This window comes from Saccharopolyspora antibiotica, assembly GCF_047200635.1.
Taxonomy (GTDB): Bacteria; Actinomycetota; Actinomycetes; order Mycobacteriales; family Pseudonocardiaceae; genus Saccharopolyspora_C.
In genome coordinates, this window is record NZ_JBJZOI010000024.1 from 22,653 (window position 1) to 38,968 (window position 16,316).

General features: G+C 73.9%; 14 protein-coding genes. 5 read left to right on the forward strand and 9 right to left on the reverse strand.

The genetic code is table 11. The features are described from left to right. Positions 1 to 70: 70 nt before the first annotated feature. Positions 71 to 1,333: an ATP-binding protein gene (locus ACL03H_RS19770; RefSeq protein ID WP_412812803.1), complete on the forward strand. Its 1,263-nt coding sequence runs from the start codon at positions 71 to 73 to the stop codon at positions 1,331 to 1,333. 31 nt (positions 1,334 to 1,364) lie between these two features. Further along, a complete protein-coding gene (locus tag ACL03H_RS19775; protein WP_412812761.1) occupies positions 1,365 to 2,033 on the forward strand; it encodes a response regulator in 669 nt (222 codons plus the stop codon). Here the strand turns inward: ACL03H_RS19775 and ACL03H_RS19780 are convergent, their stop codons facing one another. After that, a complete protein-coding gene (locus ACL03H_RS19780; protein WP_412812762.1) occupies positions 2,034 to 2,984 on the reverse strand; it encodes a DMT family transporter in 951 nt (316 codons plus the stop codon). A 138-nt stretch (positions 2,985 to 3,122) separates the two neighbouring features. Here ACL03H_RS19780 and ACL03H_RS19785 point away from each other — a divergent pair, with 138 nt between their 5' ends. Next, on the forward strand, positions 3,123 to 4,019 hold the full coding sequence (locus tag ACL03H_RS19785) for a LysR family transcriptional regulator (protein WP_412812763.1): 897 nt from the start codon (positions 3,123 to 3,125) through the stop codon (positions 4,017 to 4,019). A gap of 9 nt (positions 4,020 to 4,028) precedes the next feature. Here ACL03H_RS19785 and ACL03H_RS19790 read toward each other — a convergent pair whose 3' ends face one another. From ACL03H_RS19790 to ACL03H_RS19810, 5 genes are all read right to left on the reverse strand, one after another. Further along, entirely contained in the window at positions 4,029 to 5,600 is a 1,572-nt protein-coding gene (locus ACL03H_RS19790; RefSeq protein ID WP_412812764.1) for a serine/threonine-protein kinase, read from the reverse strand. A 211-nt stretch (positions 5,601 to 5,811) separates the two neighbouring features. After that, positions 5,812 to 7,269 (reverse strand): serine/threonine-protein kinase, encoded by a 1,458-nt coding sequence (locus ACL03H_RS19795; protein ID WP_412812765.1) that lies wholly within the window; start codon positions 7,267 to 7,269, stop codon positions 5,812 to 5,814. A gap of 449 nt (positions 7,270 to 7,718) precedes the next feature. Then, positions 7,719 to 8,516, reverse strand: coding sequence for a TrbL/VirB6 family protein (locus ACL03H_RS19800; protein ID WP_412812766.1), 798 nt, complete (start codon positions 8,514 to 8,516; stop codon positions 7,719 to 7,721). Positions 8,517 to 8,700: 184 nt separating this feature from the next. Then, a complete protein-coding gene (locus tag ACL03H_RS19805; protein ID WP_412812767.1) occupies positions 8,701 to 9,693 on the reverse strand; it encodes a hypothetical protein in 993 nt (330 codons plus the stop codon). Positions 9,694 to 9,829: 136 nt separating this feature from the next. After that, a complete protein-coding gene (locus ACL03H_RS19810; RefSeq protein WP_412812768.1) occupies positions 9,830 to 10,621 on the reverse strand; it encodes a 3-hydroxybutyrate dehydrogenase in 792 nt (263 codons plus the stop codon). Positions 10,622 to 10,782: 161 nt separating this feature from the next. On the opposite strand from ACL03H_RS19810, the gene ACL03H_RS19815 reads away from it, so the two are divergent. Continuing rightward, on the forward strand, positions 10,783 to 11,100 hold the full coding sequence (locus tag ACL03H_RS19815) for a hypothetical protein (RefSeq protein ID WP_412812769.1): 318 nt from the start codon (positions 10,783 to 10,785) through the stop codon (positions 11,098 to 11,100). A gap of 53 nt (positions 11,101 to 11,153) precedes the next feature. Here the strand turns inward: ACL03H_RS19815 and ACL03H_RS19820 are convergent, their stop codons facing one another. After that, entirely contained in the window at positions 11,154 to 11,462 is a 309-nt protein-coding gene (locus ACL03H_RS19820) for a chorismate mutase (protein WP_412812770.1), read from the reverse strand. Between the two features lie 311 nt (positions 11,463 to 11,773). Here ACL03H_RS19820 and ACL03H_RS19825 point away from each other — a divergent pair, with 311 nt between their 5' ends. Beyond that, positions 11,774 to 14,230, forward strand: a complete 2,457-nt coding sequence (locus ACL03H_RS19825) for a UvrD-helicase domain-containing protein (protein ID WP_412812771.1) — start codon at positions 11,774 to 11,776, stop codon at positions 14,228 to 14,230. Between the two features lie 101 nt (positions 14,231 to 14,331). Here the strand turns inward: ACL03H_RS19825 and ACL03H_RS19830 are convergent, their stop codons facing one another. Together ACL03H_RS19830 and ACL03H_RS19835 are read right to left on the reverse strand one after the other, a co-directional pair. Beyond that, entirely contained in the window at positions 14,332 to 15,153 is an 822-nt protein-coding gene (locus ACL03H_RS19830) for a class I SAM-dependent methyltransferase (RefSeq protein WP_412812772.1), read from the reverse strand. A gap of 79 nt (positions 15,154 to 15,232) precedes the next feature. After that, entirely contained in the window at positions 15,233 to 16,054 is an 822-nt protein-coding gene (locus tag ACL03H_RS19835; protein WP_412812773.1) for a M23 family metallopeptidase, read from the reverse strand. Between the last annotated feature and the right edge of the window lie 262 nt (positions 16,055 to 16,316).

The window sequence follows — 16,316 nt, forward strand, 5'->3', positions numbered from 1 at the left end:
CCCGCCGCCCGAGCCCGCTCCGTCGCCCGAGCCCGCTCCGCGCGACGAGCAGCGGACCCGCACGCACCGGATCCCCGGTACCGCGCAACGGCCCGGCGCCGCCGAGCCGGGGACCCGCGTGCTGCACCGCCGCCGAGGCGGGCGGCTGGTGGCCGGGGTGTGCAGCGGGCTCGCCGAGCACCTGGGCGTCTCGGTGCTGTGGGTGCGCGCCGCGTTCGCGGTGCTCGCCGCCTTCGGCGGAGCCGGGGTGCTGGCGTACGGGATGCTGTGGGTCTTCGTGCCGCAGAGCGCGGGCAGCGAGCCGCCGCCCTCGGACCGCGAGCGGCAGCAGGGGCTCGGACTGATCGTCCTGGGCCTGGGCCTGGCGGTCGCCGTCGGCCTGCTCGGCGTGCTGCCGACCTGGTTCGTCGGCCCGATCGGCGTGGCCCTGGTGGGCGCCGCCGTGGTGTGGCGGGAGGCCGACGAGTCGCAGCGGCGGCGCTGGCGGGAGGGCGCCCGCTCCGGGGTGGCGGGCGCGCTGCTCGGCGGTGGCGGGCGGGCCGCGATGGTGCGGATCATCTCCGGCAGCGCGCTCGTGGTGATCGGCGCCGTGGTGTTCCTGGCCGGATCGGCCAGCCTCAACGACCTCCAGTTCGCGCTGCTGTCCACGGCGACCGCGCTGGTCGGCGCGGCCGTGCTCACCGTGCCGTGGTGGATGCGGCTGATGCGGGACCTGAACGCGGAGCGCGCCAGCCGGGTCCGCTCCCAGGAGCGCGCGGAGATCGCCGCGCACCTGCACGACTCGGTGCTGCAGACCCTGGCGCTGATCCAGAAGCAGGCCGGCTCCGAGCGGGAGGTCCGCCGCCTGGCCCGGGGCCAGGAGCGCGAGCTGCGGAACTGGCTCTACGGCAGGGACGGCTACGGGCGCGGCGAGGACGAGTCCGCGCGGGCGGACGAACCGGCGCGCACCCTCTCCGCCGAGCTCACCCGGATCTGCGGCGAGGTGGAGGACTCCTTCGCGATCGAGGTGCAGCGCGTGGTCGTCGGTGACTGCGAGTCCGACGAGCGCCTCCGCGCCGCGCTGTCCGCGGCCCGGGAAGCCGTGGTGAACGCGGCCAAGCACGCCGGGGTCGCCGAGGTGAGCGTCTACGCGGAGGTCGAGCCCGAGCAGGTCTCGGTCTTCGTGCGGGACCGGGGAGCGGGATTCGATCCCGACGGCGTGCCCGGCGACCGGCACGGGCTCGCCGACTCGATCAAGGGGAGGATGGAGCGCAACGGCGGCTCCGCCCGGATCAGGACGGCCCCTGGATCGGGCACCGAGGTGCAGATGACCATGCCGAGGAAGACCAGCTGATGTTCCGGCCGCGGCCGGTGGAGGAGGCGTCATGAGCAGCGACCCGACGGTCCCGGTCCGGGTGTTCCTGGTCGACGACCACGCCCTGTTCCGCTCCGGGGTGCGCGCCGAGCTCGCCACCGCGGCCGACCAGGTCGAGGTGGTGGGCGAGGCCGGGTCGGTCGGCGAGGCCGTCGCGGGCATCGCGCACCACGAGCCGCAGGTGGTGCTGCTCGACGTGCACATGCCGGACGGCGGTGGTGCGGAGGTGCTGCGCCGCGTGCGGCCCGAGCGGCCGGACGTGGTCTTCCTGGCGCTGTCGGTCTCGGACGCGGCGGAGGACGTGATCGCGGTGATCCGCGGTGGGGCCCGGGGCTACGTCACCAAGACCATCTCCGGGCGGGAGCTCGCCGACGCCGTGCGCCAGGTCGCGGCGGGAGATCCGGTCTTCTCGCCCCGCCTGGCGGGCTTCGTGCTGGACGCCTTCGCGCAGGGGCCGAACTCGGCGCCGGTCGGGGACCCGGAGCTGGACCTGCTCACCCCGCGCGAGCGGGACGTGCTGCGGTTGCTCGCGCGGGGTTACGCCTACAAGGAGATCGCCTCCGAGCTGTTCATCTCGGTGAAGACGGTGGAGACCCACGTGTCGAGCGTGCTCCGCAAGACGCAGCTGTCGAACCGCTACGAGCTGTCCCGCTGGGCCACCGACCGCCGCCTGGTGTGATCACTTCATCGGGTGCTCGGTGGCCGCCCGGGAGTAGGCGCGCGCCGCGACCCGGTCCAGGCGCGGTGACCGGGAGGACGCGGCGCGTCGGCGGTTCAGGGCCACCCCGGCCAGGACCAGCGCCATGCCCAGCAGCACCCGCCAGCCGAGCCGCTCGTCGAGCACCAGGGTGCCGAGCAGCACCGAGACCACCGGCATCAGGTAGGTGACGGTGGAGGCGGCCGTGGGGCCCTCGTCGGCGATGAGCCGGTAGTTCAGCGCGAAGCCCACTCCGGTGCCGAACACCCCGAGCACCGCCACCGCCAGCAGCGGCAGTGGTGCGAACCGCACGGCGGGCAGCCCGTCCAGCGGCAGCGCCAGCGCGGCGATCCCGGTTGCCGCCGTGAGCTGCATGGCCGCCAGGGCCAGCGGCGCGGGCGCCCCGGGCCTGCCCGCCAGGTTCCGGCCGATGTGCACGTAGGCGACGCCGTAGCTGGCGGCGGCGCCGAGGCAGGCGAGCACCCCGAGCCCCGCCGCGGCCCCGTGCCACGGTGCTGAGATCAGCAGCGCCCCGGCGAACCCGAGGCCCAGCCCGGCCAACGCGCGCGGCGGCAGCCGCCGCTGCGTCCCGGCGACGTAGCCGATGAGCACCGTCCACAGCGGAGTCGTCGCGTTCAGCGCCCCGGCCAGCCCGGAGTCCACGGTGCGCTCGCCGATGCCCAGCAGCGCCCAGGGCAGCGCGCTGGCGAACAGCCCCGCGACCGCGACGTGCAGCCAGAGCCGCCGGTCCCCGCCGGGCCGGGCACCGCGCAGCGCGCAGAGCAGCAGCAGCACGGTCGCGCCCAGCGCGATCCGGGTGAAGGCGACTTGCACGGGCGACAGCGCACCGAGCGCGACCTTGATCAGCAGGAAGCTCGCGCCCCACAGCAGCGCCAGCGCGCCGAGCCGCAGGTAGCTGGCCGGATGAGTCATCGTCGTCCTCTCGGAGCCCCCGCCGGGGCGGGGGAGTGGGTGGCGGTGCGGCCGCGAGCTCCACGATCCGCGCCGGAACGAGTAAGGACAAGCGAAATAAAATAAAGTGATCTTTCAGGTTTGCTGTAGTGTTGGGTCGTGCTCGACGTTCGCCGAATGCAAGTCCTCCGCGCCGTCGTCAGCGGCGGTTCGATCAGCAGCGCCGCTGCCAACCTCGGCTACACGCCCTCGGCGATCAGCCAGCAGATCGCGACCCTGGAACGCGAGGCGGGCACTCCGCTGCTGGAGAAGGCCGGCCGCGGGGTGCGGCCCACGCCGGCCGGTCGGCTGCTCGCCGAGCGCGCCACCGAGCTCGCCGGGCTGCTCGCCGACGCCGAGGCCGAGCTGGCCGACCTGCGCGCCGGGCGCACCGGCCTGCTGCGGCTGCGGTACTTCAACACCGCCGGTGTCGGTCTCATCCCGCCCGCGGTGGCGAAGTTCCGCGCCGAGCACCCCGAGGTGCGCCTGGAGCTCAAGATGATCGATGAGGGAATCCTGGGCGAGGTCGCCACCGGCGAGGCCGACCTCGCGGTGATCGTCGTCGGCCGGGAGGTGCCGCGGGCGCGCGGCGTGCGGGTCGAGCACCTCGTCGACGATCCGTACCAGGTGGTGCTGCCGCAGGGTCATCCGCTGTGCGAGCAGCAGGAACTCGACCTGGTCCAACTCGCGGCCGAATCCTGGGTGCTGGGGGAGGCGCTGGGCGGCGGGCCCTGCGCGGAGTCGCAGCGGGAGGCCTTCGACGCGGCCGGGTTCACGCCCCGGGTCGCGCTGGAGACCGGCGGGGACTACTCGGCCCAGGGGTTCGTCGCCGCCGGACTGGGAGTGGGCCTGCAACCGCGGCTCGCGCTCGGCGTGCTGCACCCGGGGGTCGTGGTCCGCCCGCTGCGCCACCCGGAACCGGTCCGCCGCCTGCACGTCGCGATCCGCGAGACCGTCGCCGCCCAGCCGGCCACCCGTGCCCTGCTCGCGGCCCTCGCGGGGGTCGCGCGAGCGTGAGGCGCGGTCCTAGACGCGCCGATCGCTGTTGATCAGGGCCTTGCCGTTCTTGGCCACCATCCCGAGGAGGTGGCGCTCCTTGCTGCTCTTGCCGTCCTTCTCGAACTCCAGGACCACCAGCACGTTCGGGCCGGCGGAACGCGGACCCGAGACGATCTTCACGTCGTCGATCGAGTTCCAGAACCGCTGGTAGGAGTCCTTGCCCCCGGCCTTCAGGCCGGGACCGAGCAGGCTCCAGGAGGCGTCCAGGTCGTCGGGGACCGCGGCGAAGTAGGTCTTCACCACGTCCTCGATCTCGTCCTTCGACGGCTGCTCGTCCTTCTCCTCCTCCTCGCTGGAGGAGGTGGCCGTGGTCGTCGAGCTGGTGGCGCTGCTCGTCGTCGGCTCGGCCGCGGAGGTCTGCGCGGAGGTCGCCGTCGTGGGTGCCGCGGTCGGCCCCGGGTTGGCCGTCACCGGTGGGGCGGTCGGCTCGGGGGCCGACTCGTCGCGCCCACCGGAGCCGCTGCCGAAGGCGTTCGCCGTCAACACGCCCACCAGCACCGCCACCAGCAGCGCCGCCGCCCACAGCAGCACCGCCGTCCGCGAAGCGGAGCCGCTCGCGGGCTCACTCACCGGGACCTGCCCGACCTGCGTCGGCGGGTTGCCGGAACCGGCCGGGGCCGCGCCCACCCGGGTGGGCGCCTCCCGCTTCGGGCGGCTCGGCGGGGGAGCGGCCGGGCGCTGCCAGCCCGAGGCCGGGGTCGACCCGCCGGGCAGCGGCCGCCCCTCGGCGACCGCGAGCAACATGCCCCTCGTCTGCGCCATCGTCGGGCGGTCCACCGGGTCCGGTTGCAGCAGCTGCATCAGCGCGGGGGCCAGCGGCCCGGCCTGGCGCGGCGAGTCCACCTGACCGCGCGCCACCCGGTGCAGCAGGCTGATCGCGTTCTCGTCGGTGCCGAACGGGGGCTCGCCCTCGACCGCCGCGTAGAGCGTCGCGCCCAGCGAGAACACGTCGGAGGCGGGCGCCGGATCGCGGCCCAGCGCGACCTCCGGGGAGAGGTAGGCGGGCGTGCCCGCGAGGATGCCGCTCTTGGTCACGGCCACGTCGCCGATGGCGCGGGAGATGCCGAAGTCGGTGATCTTCGCGATGCCGTTGTCGCCGAGCAGGACGTTCCCCGGCTTGAGGTCCCGGTGCACGATCCCGGCCATGTGGGCCGCCGCGAGCGCCCCCGCGACCTGCGCGCCGATCCGCGCCACCGACTGCGGCGGCAGCACGCCCTGCTCGTTGAGCACGGTCGCCAGGCTCTGCGAGGGCAGGTACTCCATGACCAGCACCGGCTGGCCCTCGTCCTCGGCGACGTCGAAGACCACGATCGCGTTCTGGTGCTGCAACCGGGCCGCGATCCGGCCCTCGCGCATCGAGCGCTGCCGGGCCTCCTCGGTCTCCTCGTCGGTGTAACCGGGCTGGAGCAGCAGCTGCTTGACCGCGACCGTGCGGTGCAGGCGCTCGTCGACCGCGCGCCACACGACACCCATGGCGCCGCTGCCGATGCGCTTCTCCAACCGGTACCGGCCCGTGATCAAACGGCCCTCGGCGCTCACAGGTATCTCCTGATGCTGCAGTGGTGGCGGCTAAGTCGGTGCTGACCGGGCCCCCGAGACCGGCTCGTGCTCATCGGCTTCACGTTACTGGGATGGCCCCCGTGGAACGCACCAGGTCCGGGGAGCGGCGCGACCCGGGGAAACGCACCGGGCCGGGGCACGCATCGCGAGATGCCTGTCCCCGGCCCGGAGGAGCGACGCACCCGGACGGTCAGCCCGGGATGCGGAAGGCGGAGGCGCTGCCCGACTGCGGCGACTCCGACTCCGTCGTCTCGTCGGCGGAGGTCGGCTGCTCCTCGCTGTCGGAGGTCTCGGTCGGTTCCGTCTCCTCGGTGGAGGTCGGCTGCTGCTGCGTCGTCGTCGGCCGCGAGGGCTGCTCGCTCGACGTCGGCCTGCTGGAGGTCTCCCGGGAGGTCGTCTCGTCCTCGTAGGTGGAGCTCTCGGAGGACGTGACCGGTGCGGGCGGCGGCGGGGGCGGCGGGGCCTGGCTGGTGCCCTCGTTGTTGCCCACCGGGTCGGGCTGGTTGCTGCTCAGGAACGCCGAGGTCACCAGCACCGCGACCACGGCGGCGGCGACCAGCGCGATGCCGGAGACCACCAGCGGGCGCTTGCTGCGCCGCGGGGGCTCGTCCATCGCACCCGCTCCGCCGCGCCGGTCCGGACCCAGGTAGGCGGTGCGCGGGTTGGAACCCTGCGGACCGTACGGGTCCTCCTCGTAGTAGGCGGTCCCGTTGCCGTAGTCGTGGTCGACGACGCTGGTCGGCTGCAGGTCGGGCCTGCTGCCGCCGGGCTCCGGCCCGATCGCGGGAGGGATCGGCGCGGCCATCGCCGGGATCGAGGGGGCCGACCCGCCGTCGGCGATGGCCAGCAGCATCTCCCGGACCTGGGCCATGTCCGGCCGGTCCTCGACGCGCACCTGCATCATCGCCATCAGCGGCTGGGACATCGGTCCCGACTGCTGGGGCGGATCGATGCGGCCCGCGGCGACCGCGTGCAGCAGCGCCAGCGTGTTCTCGTTCAGCCCGAACGGCGGCCTGCCCTCGATCGCCGCGTAGAGCGTGGCGCCGAGGGAGAACACGTCGGAGGCCCCGGACGGCTCCTGGCCCATCGCGACGTCCGGTGACAGGTAGGCGGGCGTGCCCGCGAGCATCCCCGTCTTCGTCACCTGCACGTCGCCCTGGGCGCGCGAGATGCCGAAGTCGGTGATCTTCACCGTCCCGTTGTCGCCGAGCAGGATGTTGCCCGGCTTGACGTCCCGGTGGACCACCCCCGCCGCGTGCGCGGCGCCGAGCGCCGCGGCTGCTTGCGCACCGATCCGGGCCACCTCGCGCGGCGGCAGCGGTCCGTGCTCGGACATCATCGCCGCCAGGCTGGTGGAGGGCAGGTACTCCATGACCAGCACCGGCTGGCCTTCGTCCTCAGCTACGTCGTACACCGAGATCGCGTGCTGGTGCTGCAGGCGTGCCGCGATGCGGCCTTCCCGCATGGCCCGCTGACGCGCTTCCTCGGCCTCACCCGGGTCCAGTCCGGGCTGCAACAACAACTGCTTGACCGCGACAGTGCGGTGCAGGCGTTCATCCACACACTCCCACACCACGCCCATCGCGCCACTGCCGATGCGTCGCTGCACTCGGTAGCGTCCGGCGACCAGGCGACCTTCGTCGCTCACCGACGTCTCCCGTACTGCTCTCGATGCCCGCTCGGGTGCGGGTGCGATCCGGTCTCCGGATCGGGTGCCACCCCGTCGGGCATCGGCGGTTTAGCGGACCGGTCCGGCCCTCCGACAAGTACACGTTCCATTCAGCGCGGCCCGGTCCGGCCGGTGGCCGACAACTGGCCGCGGTACGGCAGCCTAGCCGACGCCTCCTCGGCGCAGACCCGAAGTCGTGAGATCCGCCGCGCCGATCCCTCCAGCACCGGGTTCACCGGTGCCGTCCCGTTCATCGTCCCGGATGTCCGATCCGTTTCCGCAGTCCACACGCGGCGTGCTCGGCCGGGCGGCGGAACGTGTCCTCGCGGGCGCCGGGGCCGTCTCGGGTGTTCCGGTCGTGACCGGGCGAATCCGGCGGCGGCCGTCGGCGTTCGACGTCGTTGCCGCATCGTTGTGAAGACGGCGGGTCAGCGCGGGAAGTGCTGCAACGACAGCAGCCGCGCCGCGATCCCGCCCGCGCCGAGCTCCAGCCGGTGCCGCAGCACCGAGCGGGAGCCGTCCCGGTGCGCGATCTCGACGACCGCGCTCGCCCGCTCCGGTGACTCGGCCCGCAGCCGCAGCACCCGGACCGAGGCGACGTCCCCCCAGGCGAAGTCCGCCGGCAGGCCGGGTGCGAGCCGGGGGCCCGCCTGCGCCGGGGAGCGGTCGAGGTGGGCGTAGAACTCCCGCGCGGACGCCACCACCGAGGGCTCGCGGGCCGCGGCCGGATCGGTTCCGGGCGCGGAGCGGGCGCTGACCGCCTGGACCGGGCCGAGCGCGGCCGCGACCCCGTCGACCGGTTCCGGTCCGGCCTGGGCGAGGCGGGCGTCGGCCGGGGCGGCACCGCTGAGCGCGGCCGTGGCGACCGCCGCGCTCAAGGTGAGCGCCGTGCACAGCGCCCCCACCGACACCCGCAGGCCCGGCGACGCGGGGGTGGCCGCCACCGGGGTTTCGGCGTCGAGCAGTTCGTTGACCAGCTCCTCGGTGCGCGCGGTCTCCTCGGCGCTGAGCCGCGGCGGCTGCGAGTCGATGTGGACGATCTTCGGCGTCCCCCGGATCAGCTCCACCACCGGCCCGCCCCGGGGCAGGAGCGCGCGGGACCGGAACGCGGGGTCCGCGGTGGGCCGGATGCGGATGATCGGTTCGGTGGTCCGCGCGGCCGGGCCGGGTCGGGAGTTCCGATCCGGGGTGCTGATCCGCGGCGCGGGGTGGGAGTGCTGCCGCATCTCGGTTCGCCGGGCCTCCTTCGCATCGCGGCCGCCTGAACGGCTGTCCTCAGGCGGCGTGCTGTAGCTCTACTCCGCACTGAGCGCGTTGCGGGTGTTCGGCGCGTGACTTCACCTGAAAGGGAGGCCGTCCGGACGGATCTGGTTCTCGAACGGAGCAGCCGCTCACGTCGGGTAACAGCCGCTACGCGGGGGCGTCCGCGGTGATCCGCGGGTGCGCACCGGCGCTGAACCGAAGCCGTCGCCGCTCCTCCACCACGCCCCCGGGGCGGGTGATGCGCAGCGAGGTCACCGTGCTCGACGAGGCCGCCGAGACGGCCAGCACCTCGATCGAGGTGGCGTCCCGGTACGGCGCGGCGAACGCCGCGAACCCGTCCGCGCGCAGCCTGCCCGCCGTCATCGCGTAGGCCGACCGCAGGTCGCCGTCCCGGATCGCGGCGAAGTACGAATTCGATCGCGCCGCCACCACCTCGGGATCCGCCAGCGTCAGCAGCTCGCCCCGATAGGTGATCGGCGGGGCGGGCCGGGGCTCGGGCGAGGGCTCCGACGGGAGTTCCGCGGGCCCTTCCGGGGAGCGGGGAGGTGCGGCCGCCTCCGGGGCCGCGGCGTCGAGGTCGGCGGCGGTCACCGGTGGTCCGGGGCGCGGCTCCCGGCCGTCCGGCCGCGCACCGGGCGGCGGCTCGCCGGGCAGCGGGCGCGGCTCGGCGGACGGGGCGGGACGGCTGGAGGGCCGCGGCTCGGCCAGCGGCCGGTCGTGCTCCGGGGCCGGGAAGCGCGTGGCGCGCGGCATCTCCGGCAGCCGCAGGCCGTCGATCGAGGTGTGCGGAGTCACCAGCGTCGCCGCCACCAGCAGCAGGCCGCCGAACGCGGCCCCGGCCGAGGCCACCGCGAACCACGCCGCCCGCCGCGACGACGGGGGCGGCGTCACCGAGGCGGGCACCGTGCCGAGGTCGAACTCCCGCAACCCGCCCGCGGGCGCCGGTTCCCCGAGCGGGTCGCTGCTCGCGTCGTCCGGGAAGCGTCCCCCGGTCTCGGCCGCGCAGGCGCTCACCGCGCGGATCCGGTGCGGGCCCGCGCCCGGTGCGGGCTGCTCGATGAGCCCGCCCCAGCTGATCGTGCGCGGTGCCTGCGGGGACGACGGGTTCGCGGCCGGACGGGGCGCCGCCGAAGGGGTCATGGTCGGGGAGGCTAGGCAGCTCCGCCCGCTCCGCGCGTCGCACCAGCCGGTGATCTACCCGAGGAAGGCCCGAACGTGTGACACCCGACCTCCGGACCTCGACTTGCGATTCCTCCGCCGCCGCGTCCCGCCGGGATCAGTGCGCGGTCCACCCGCCGTCCATCGGGAACGACGCACCCGTGACCGAGGCGGTGGCCGGTCCGCACAGCCAGTGCACGAGTTCGGCCACCTCGGCGGGCTCCACCAGCCGCTTGACGGGAGTGCGGGAGAGCAGCACGTCCTCCACCACCTGCTCCTCGGGCACCCGGTGCAACTCGGCCTGCTCGGCGACCTGCTTCTCCACCAGCGGGGTCCGGACGAACCCGGGGCACACGCAGTTGGACGTGACCCCGTACCCGGCGGCCTCCACGGCGATGGTCTTGGACAGCCCTTCGAGCCCGTGCTTGGCGGCCACGTAGGCGCTCTTGTACGGCGATGCCCGCAGCCCGTGCACCGAGGAGATGTTGACGACGCGGCCCCATCCCCGCTCGTACATCCCGGGCAGGGCGGCGCGGGTGATCCGGAACGGGGCTTCGAGCATGACCTTGAGGATCTTGGTGAACATCTCCGGCGGGAACTGGTGCACGGGGGCGACGTGCTGCAACCCCGCGTTGTTGACGAGGATGTCGGCGCCCTCGCCGAGCTGGGCGGCGGCGTCGAGGTCCTCCAGGTCCGCGATGCGGGCCTCGGCGCCGATCTCCTCGGCGACCCGCTGGACGGCGTCGGCCTCCCGGTCGACGACGACCACGGTGGCGCCCGCTCCGGCGAGGCGGCGGGCGGCGGCGGAGCCGATGCCGCTGGCGGCCCCGGTGACGACCGCCCGCTTGCCTGCCAGGGAGTGCGCGTCCGGGAGTCCAGGGTTCGGGGAACCTGCCGGGCGATCATTCATAGCCCGACAACCTATGCGTGATGACGATCTCAATCCAGGGGATCGGTGCAACCGCTCCCCTGGCCGGCCGCCCCGCCCCAGCTCGGACCTGAAGTTGCCCGGTGGAGGCCTCCGGGAAACCACCCATACCGGACCGGCCGGGAAGAGGGCAGACTGGAGTCATGGGACTGATCGGGATCGTCGCTCTGCTGGTGACCTTCGTGGCGCTGCTGGCCGCCGCGGGGCACGGGGCTTATCTGGGGATGTTGACCTCGGCGGCGAAGAAGCGGCCGGGTGGGCAGCCGGTGGTCGACTTCGCGCGCAAGCGGTTGCCGGTGACCGCCGCGACGCTGGGCGTCACGGTGCTGGCGCTGCTCATCGCGGCCAGCGGCGGGGCGGGCGCGGACGTGTTCGCGATGCTGCTGGGCGCCGGCGGTGGCGCGGGCGCGTTGAAGGCGCTCCAGACCACCCAGACCAAATTCCGCAACAACGACTACTGAGCCGGAGCTGAACCGGTGCGGGGCTCCGCTGGCGGGAGCCCCGCGGCCGGGAACTACCTGCCGAGGCGGCCGCGGCCGAGGCGCAGCAGGATCATGGCCAGCTCGCGGCCCTCCGGGCCGAGGTCGCGGTAGCGGGCCAGGACGTCCATCTCGCGGTTGTAGACGATGCGGGGTCCGCCGTCGGCCATGCGGGCCTCGCCCACCTGGCGCGAGACCTCCGCGCGGCGCTTGACCAGGCGCAGGATCTCGGCGTCGAGGTAGTCGATCTCCTCCCGGAAGCCGGAGATGGCCTCCGAGGCCGGGAGTGGTGCACCGTCGGCGGGTTCGGGCTGGTGCTGGTCACCGTCCACAGCGGCGTTCATGACGCGATCCTCCGAATCGTGCCCCGCACCCCGGGCCCGGACACGTGAAACGCCCCGAGTCCGAGGGACTCCGGGGCGTCGTAGTGGTGTGCGCTCACGCGCCTACGGGCGCCGGATCCCCGGTCCGCCCGTAGAAAAACTCTGCGCCTGCAAGGCGCGTCCGCGTCAGCACGGCGCCGATTCTGCCACAGCACGTGCTGCGGTGGCCAGCTCCCGGGACGGCGCTCCCGGTAGCTGAGATCATCCCGCTGGCGCGGGGCGGCCGGACGCGAGCAGGGACTGTCGGGGGTTGCCGGTAACGTGGACGGGCGATGAGCACCCTCTTCGATCTCCCGCACGACGGCCCCGCCGAGCCCGGTTCCGACCCCGCCGGGGGCGGGCCGGACGCCCTGCTCGCGGGCCTGAACTCGCAGCAGCGGGACGCCGTGGTGCACTCCGGCTGCCCGCTGCTCATCGTCGCGGGCGCCGGGTCCGGCAAGACCCGGGTGCTCACCAGCCGCATCGCGCACCTGCTGGCCCAGGGCGTGCACCCCGGTCAGATCATGGCCATCACCTTCACCAACAAGGCCGCCGCCGAGATGAAGGAGCGGGTGGCCGACCTGGTGGGCCGCCGGGCGAACGCGATGTGGGTGTCCACCTTCCACTCGATGTGCGTGCGGGTGCTGCGCCGCGAGGCGAAGGTGCTGGGGCTGTCGTCGAACTTCTCGATCTACGACTCCGACGACTCCAAGCGGCTCATCACGATGATCGGCCGGGAGCTGGAGCTCGACTCCAAGCGCTACCCGCCGAAGACGTTGGCCATCCACGTGTCGAACCTGAAGAACGAGCTGGTGGCGCCGGAGGAGGCCGCCGAGCGCGCGGGCAACGACCTGGAGCGCAAGGTCGCGCAGGTCTACGCCGCCTACCAGCGCAGGCTGGCCGAGTCGCAGGCGATGGACTTCGACGACCTGATCATGCGCACGGTCGCCCTGCTTCGGGAGCACCCGGACATCGCCGAGCACTACCGGCGGCGCTTCCGGCACGTGATGGTCGACGAGTACCAGGACACCAACCACGCGCAGTACGCGCTGGTCCGCGAGCTCGTCGGCACCGAGGACACCGAGCTGGGCACTCCGCCCGCCGAGCTGTGCGTGGTCGGCGACGCGGACCAGTCGATCTACGCCTTCCGCGGGGCCACGATCCGCAACATCGAGGAGTTCGAGCGCGACTACCCGCAGGCGCGCACGATCCTGCTGGAGCAGAACTACCGCTCCACCCAGACCATCCTCACCGCGGCGAACTCGGTGATCCGCCGCAACCCGAACCGCCGCGACAAGCGGCTGTGGAGCGACGCGGGGGAGGGCGCCCCGATCGTCGGCTACGTCGCCGACAACGAGCACGACGAGGCCGCGTTCGTGGCGGGGGAGATCGACCGGCTCGTCGACGACGGCGAGGTCACCTTCAACGACATCGCCGTGTTCTACCGGACCAACAACCAGTCCCGCGTCTTCGAAGAGGTCTTCATCCGGCTCGGGCTGCCCTACCGGGTGGTGGGCGGCGTGCGGTTCTACGAGCGCCGCGAGGTGCGCGACGCGCTCGCCTACCTGCGGGTGCTGGACAACCCGGACGACACCGTCAGCCTGCGGCGCGTCCTCAACGTGCCCAAGCGCGGGATCGGCGACCGCGCCGAGGCCGTCGTGGCCGCGCACGCCGACCAGCAGCGGATCTCCTTCGCCGCCGCGCTGCGGGAGGCCGCCGAACGCCGCGTCCCCGCGCTGGCCACCCGCGCGCAGAAGCAGATCGCCGGGTTCGTGGCGCTGCTGGACGAGCTCGGCGAGGTCGCGCGGGAGTCCGACGTCGCCGAGGTGCTGGACGCCGTGCTGGAGCGCACCGGATACCGCGGTGAGCTGGAGGCCAGCGACGACCCGCAGGACGCGAGCCGGGTGGAGAACCTGATCGAGCTGGTCACGGTCGCCCGCGAGTTCACCGAGACCCGCGCCCCGCAGGACGGCGGCCCCACCGCCGAGGGCGCCGATCCCTCGGCCGAGGCCGTGGTCCTCCCGGCCGAACCGGCCGCCGAGGACACCGAGGAGCAGGCCGCCGGGCTGCCCGCCGACGATTCGCTGGCGGCGTTCCTCGAACGCGTCTCGCTGGTCGCCGACGCCGACTCGCTGCCCGAGTCCGGGGACGGCGTCGTCACCCTGATGACGCTGCACACCGCGAAGGGCCTGGAGTTCCCGGTCGTGTTCGCGACCGGGTGGGAGGACGGGATCTTCCCGCACATGCGGGCGCTGAGCGATCCCGCCGAGCTCGCGGAGGAGCGCAGGCTCGCCTACGTGGGCATCACCCGAGCGCGCCAGCGGCTCCACCTGTCCCGCGCGCTGATGCGATCCGCGTGGGGACAGCCGATGGCGAACCCGTCCTCGCGGTTCCTCACCGAGATCCCCGACGAGCTGATGGACTGGCGCCGCGTCGAGCCCGAGCGCGCCGCCCCGCAGGTCCGCAGCACCTGGGGCGGGCGCGGTGGTGGCTTCGACCGGGGCGGCGCGGACTCCGCGCAGGCCCGGGTCGCCTCGCGCGGGCTGCGCAGCACCGGGGCACCGGGCTGGAAGGACGCGGTCGCGATCAAGCTGGACGCGGGCGACCGCGTCACGCACGACAAGTACGGCCTGGGCACCGTCGTCAACACCGAGGGCGAGGGCCCCCGCGCGACGGCCACGATCGACTTCGGCAGCGCGGGCACCGTCCGCCTGATGCTCATCGGCAGCGTCCCCCTCACGAAGCTCTGAGCCCGCCGCGGGGCTCGGCTCGCGCCGCGGTCCGGCGTCGGCGGCGGGGCCGCTGAGCGCCGTCCCGCTCGTCGCCGGGCTCCGCTGGGCGCCCGCGCCGCTCAGCCGAAGTGCATCGTGAGCACCAGGGCCAGGTCGCGGAGGGCGGGAACCCTGCCCATGCCCCGCACCAGGGCGCGGTAGAAGGGGTGGAGCCGATCCAGCTCGGGCACGTCGAAGAAGGTGTGCTCCTGGTCGAGCACCAGCCCGGGCACGGCCCGCTCCAGCTCGCGCCCGCCGCGCACGCCCCAGGTGAGCCGCGCGCCCGCCGCCCGGACCGCGCCGTTGAACAGGTGCGCCCAGCGCGTCGCCAGCGGGCTCTGCACGTCGAAGATCAGGTGGCCGCGCGGGAAGCGCTCGGTGATCCGGCGCAGCAGCGCGACGCCCTCGGCCGGCCGCAAGTACATGGTGAGCCCTTCCGCGACCACCAGGGCGGGCCGGTCGGCGGGGAACGCGCGCAGCAGGTCCGGCGCGGTCACCGAGGAACCGATGGTGTGGTGGTGCGCCCGCTCCGGGTAGATCCGGTTCCGGAGCTCGATCACCTCGGGGAAGTCGACGTCGTACCACTCGACGCTCGGCGGCGGGTCCAGCCGTTGCACCCGGCTGTCCAGTCCGCACCCGAGGTGCAGCACGGTGACCTCGGGGTCCGCCGCGAGGCGCGCGGCCGTCAGGTCGTCGAAGACGCGGCCGCGCACCGCGATCGCGAGCGGGTCGTTCCGGCGCAGCCCGGTCGAGCCGAAGTCGTGATCGATGCGCCGCACCGCCTCCTCGGCGTACGGGTCGCGCAGCACCGGGTTCGCGGTCCGGCTGTGCAGCGCCCGCCCGTGGAGGGTCGCGAGCATGGTCGCGCGGGTGCCGGTGAAATCGGCCTTCTCCAGTGCCATCGAGCTCCTCCCCAGGAGCAGTGTGCCCGGGGAGGACCGGGAGCGCGCTCGTGGCGGAGCGGCGGGCCCGCGCGGCGGATCAGCTGACGTCGACGCCGCGCGCGCTCAGCCAGGGCAGCGGGTTGATCTTCTTGCCGCTCGCGTTCCACACCTCGAAGTGCAGGTGGGTGCCGGTGGAGAAGCCGCGGTTGCCCATCGTGGCGATCTGGTCGCCCGCCTGCACCTTCTCGCCCTCGCTGGCGGTGATGGTGTTGACGTGGCCGTAGACCGTGATCGTGCCGTCGTCGTGCTGCACGCGGACCCACAGGCCGAAGCCGGAGGCCGAGCCCGCCTCGATGACCACGCCGTCGGCGGCGGAGACGATCGGGGTGCCCTTGCTGTTGGCGATGTCGATGCCGTAGTGGGTCGTGCCCCAGCGGCCGCCGAAACCGGAGGTGAAGGTGCCGTCGGCGGGGGCGACGATCTTCGGCCGCTTCGCCTCCTCCTCGGCGGCGATCCGAGCGGCCTCCTCCTCGGCGCGCTGCTCGGAGATGCGCTCGCTCTTGGCCAGCTTCTCGACCTCGGCGTCGGCGCTGCTGACCTTGGCGACCGGCAGCATCTCCGGCGCGGGCGCGGAACCGCCCATGCCGCTGCGGGAGTCGTTGACGGCGGAGCCGAAGGAAGCCGCGGCGTCCTGACCGGAGGCCAGCGGGTTGATGCCGTCCTGGTCGGGGCCGGGTTCGCCGCTGGCCATCGACTGACCGGCGGCGGCGAAGGCGCCCGCCGCGACGGCGGCGACGACCAGGCGGCCGCGGATGACCGACGGGGGAGTGGAGAACCGGCGTTGGCGCTGGTGCGGAAGATCGTGCGGGGACGACTCCTCGGCGACCGGGGTGCCGCCGGGGGAGCGGTGTCGAGACAAGGCCTGCCCTTCCGTCTCGGGGAGTCCGCCACTCGCTCCCGGACGGGGTTCCGGGAGGCCGGTCGGGGAACCGGCGGTCGTGATCGGACCGTGACAACGGACCGGGGGACAGTAACCAGGCTGATCCCCTAGGGGCAAATCTCGATCAGTGGTCAAGAGGTCACTGAAAGTGATGATCGCCGGGCGTGCGGGCGCGGTCGCGCTCGGTGCGCGCCTGCCCTCGGGGCATTACCGAGCGGCACTGCCTGGCGGTTCGTGATCG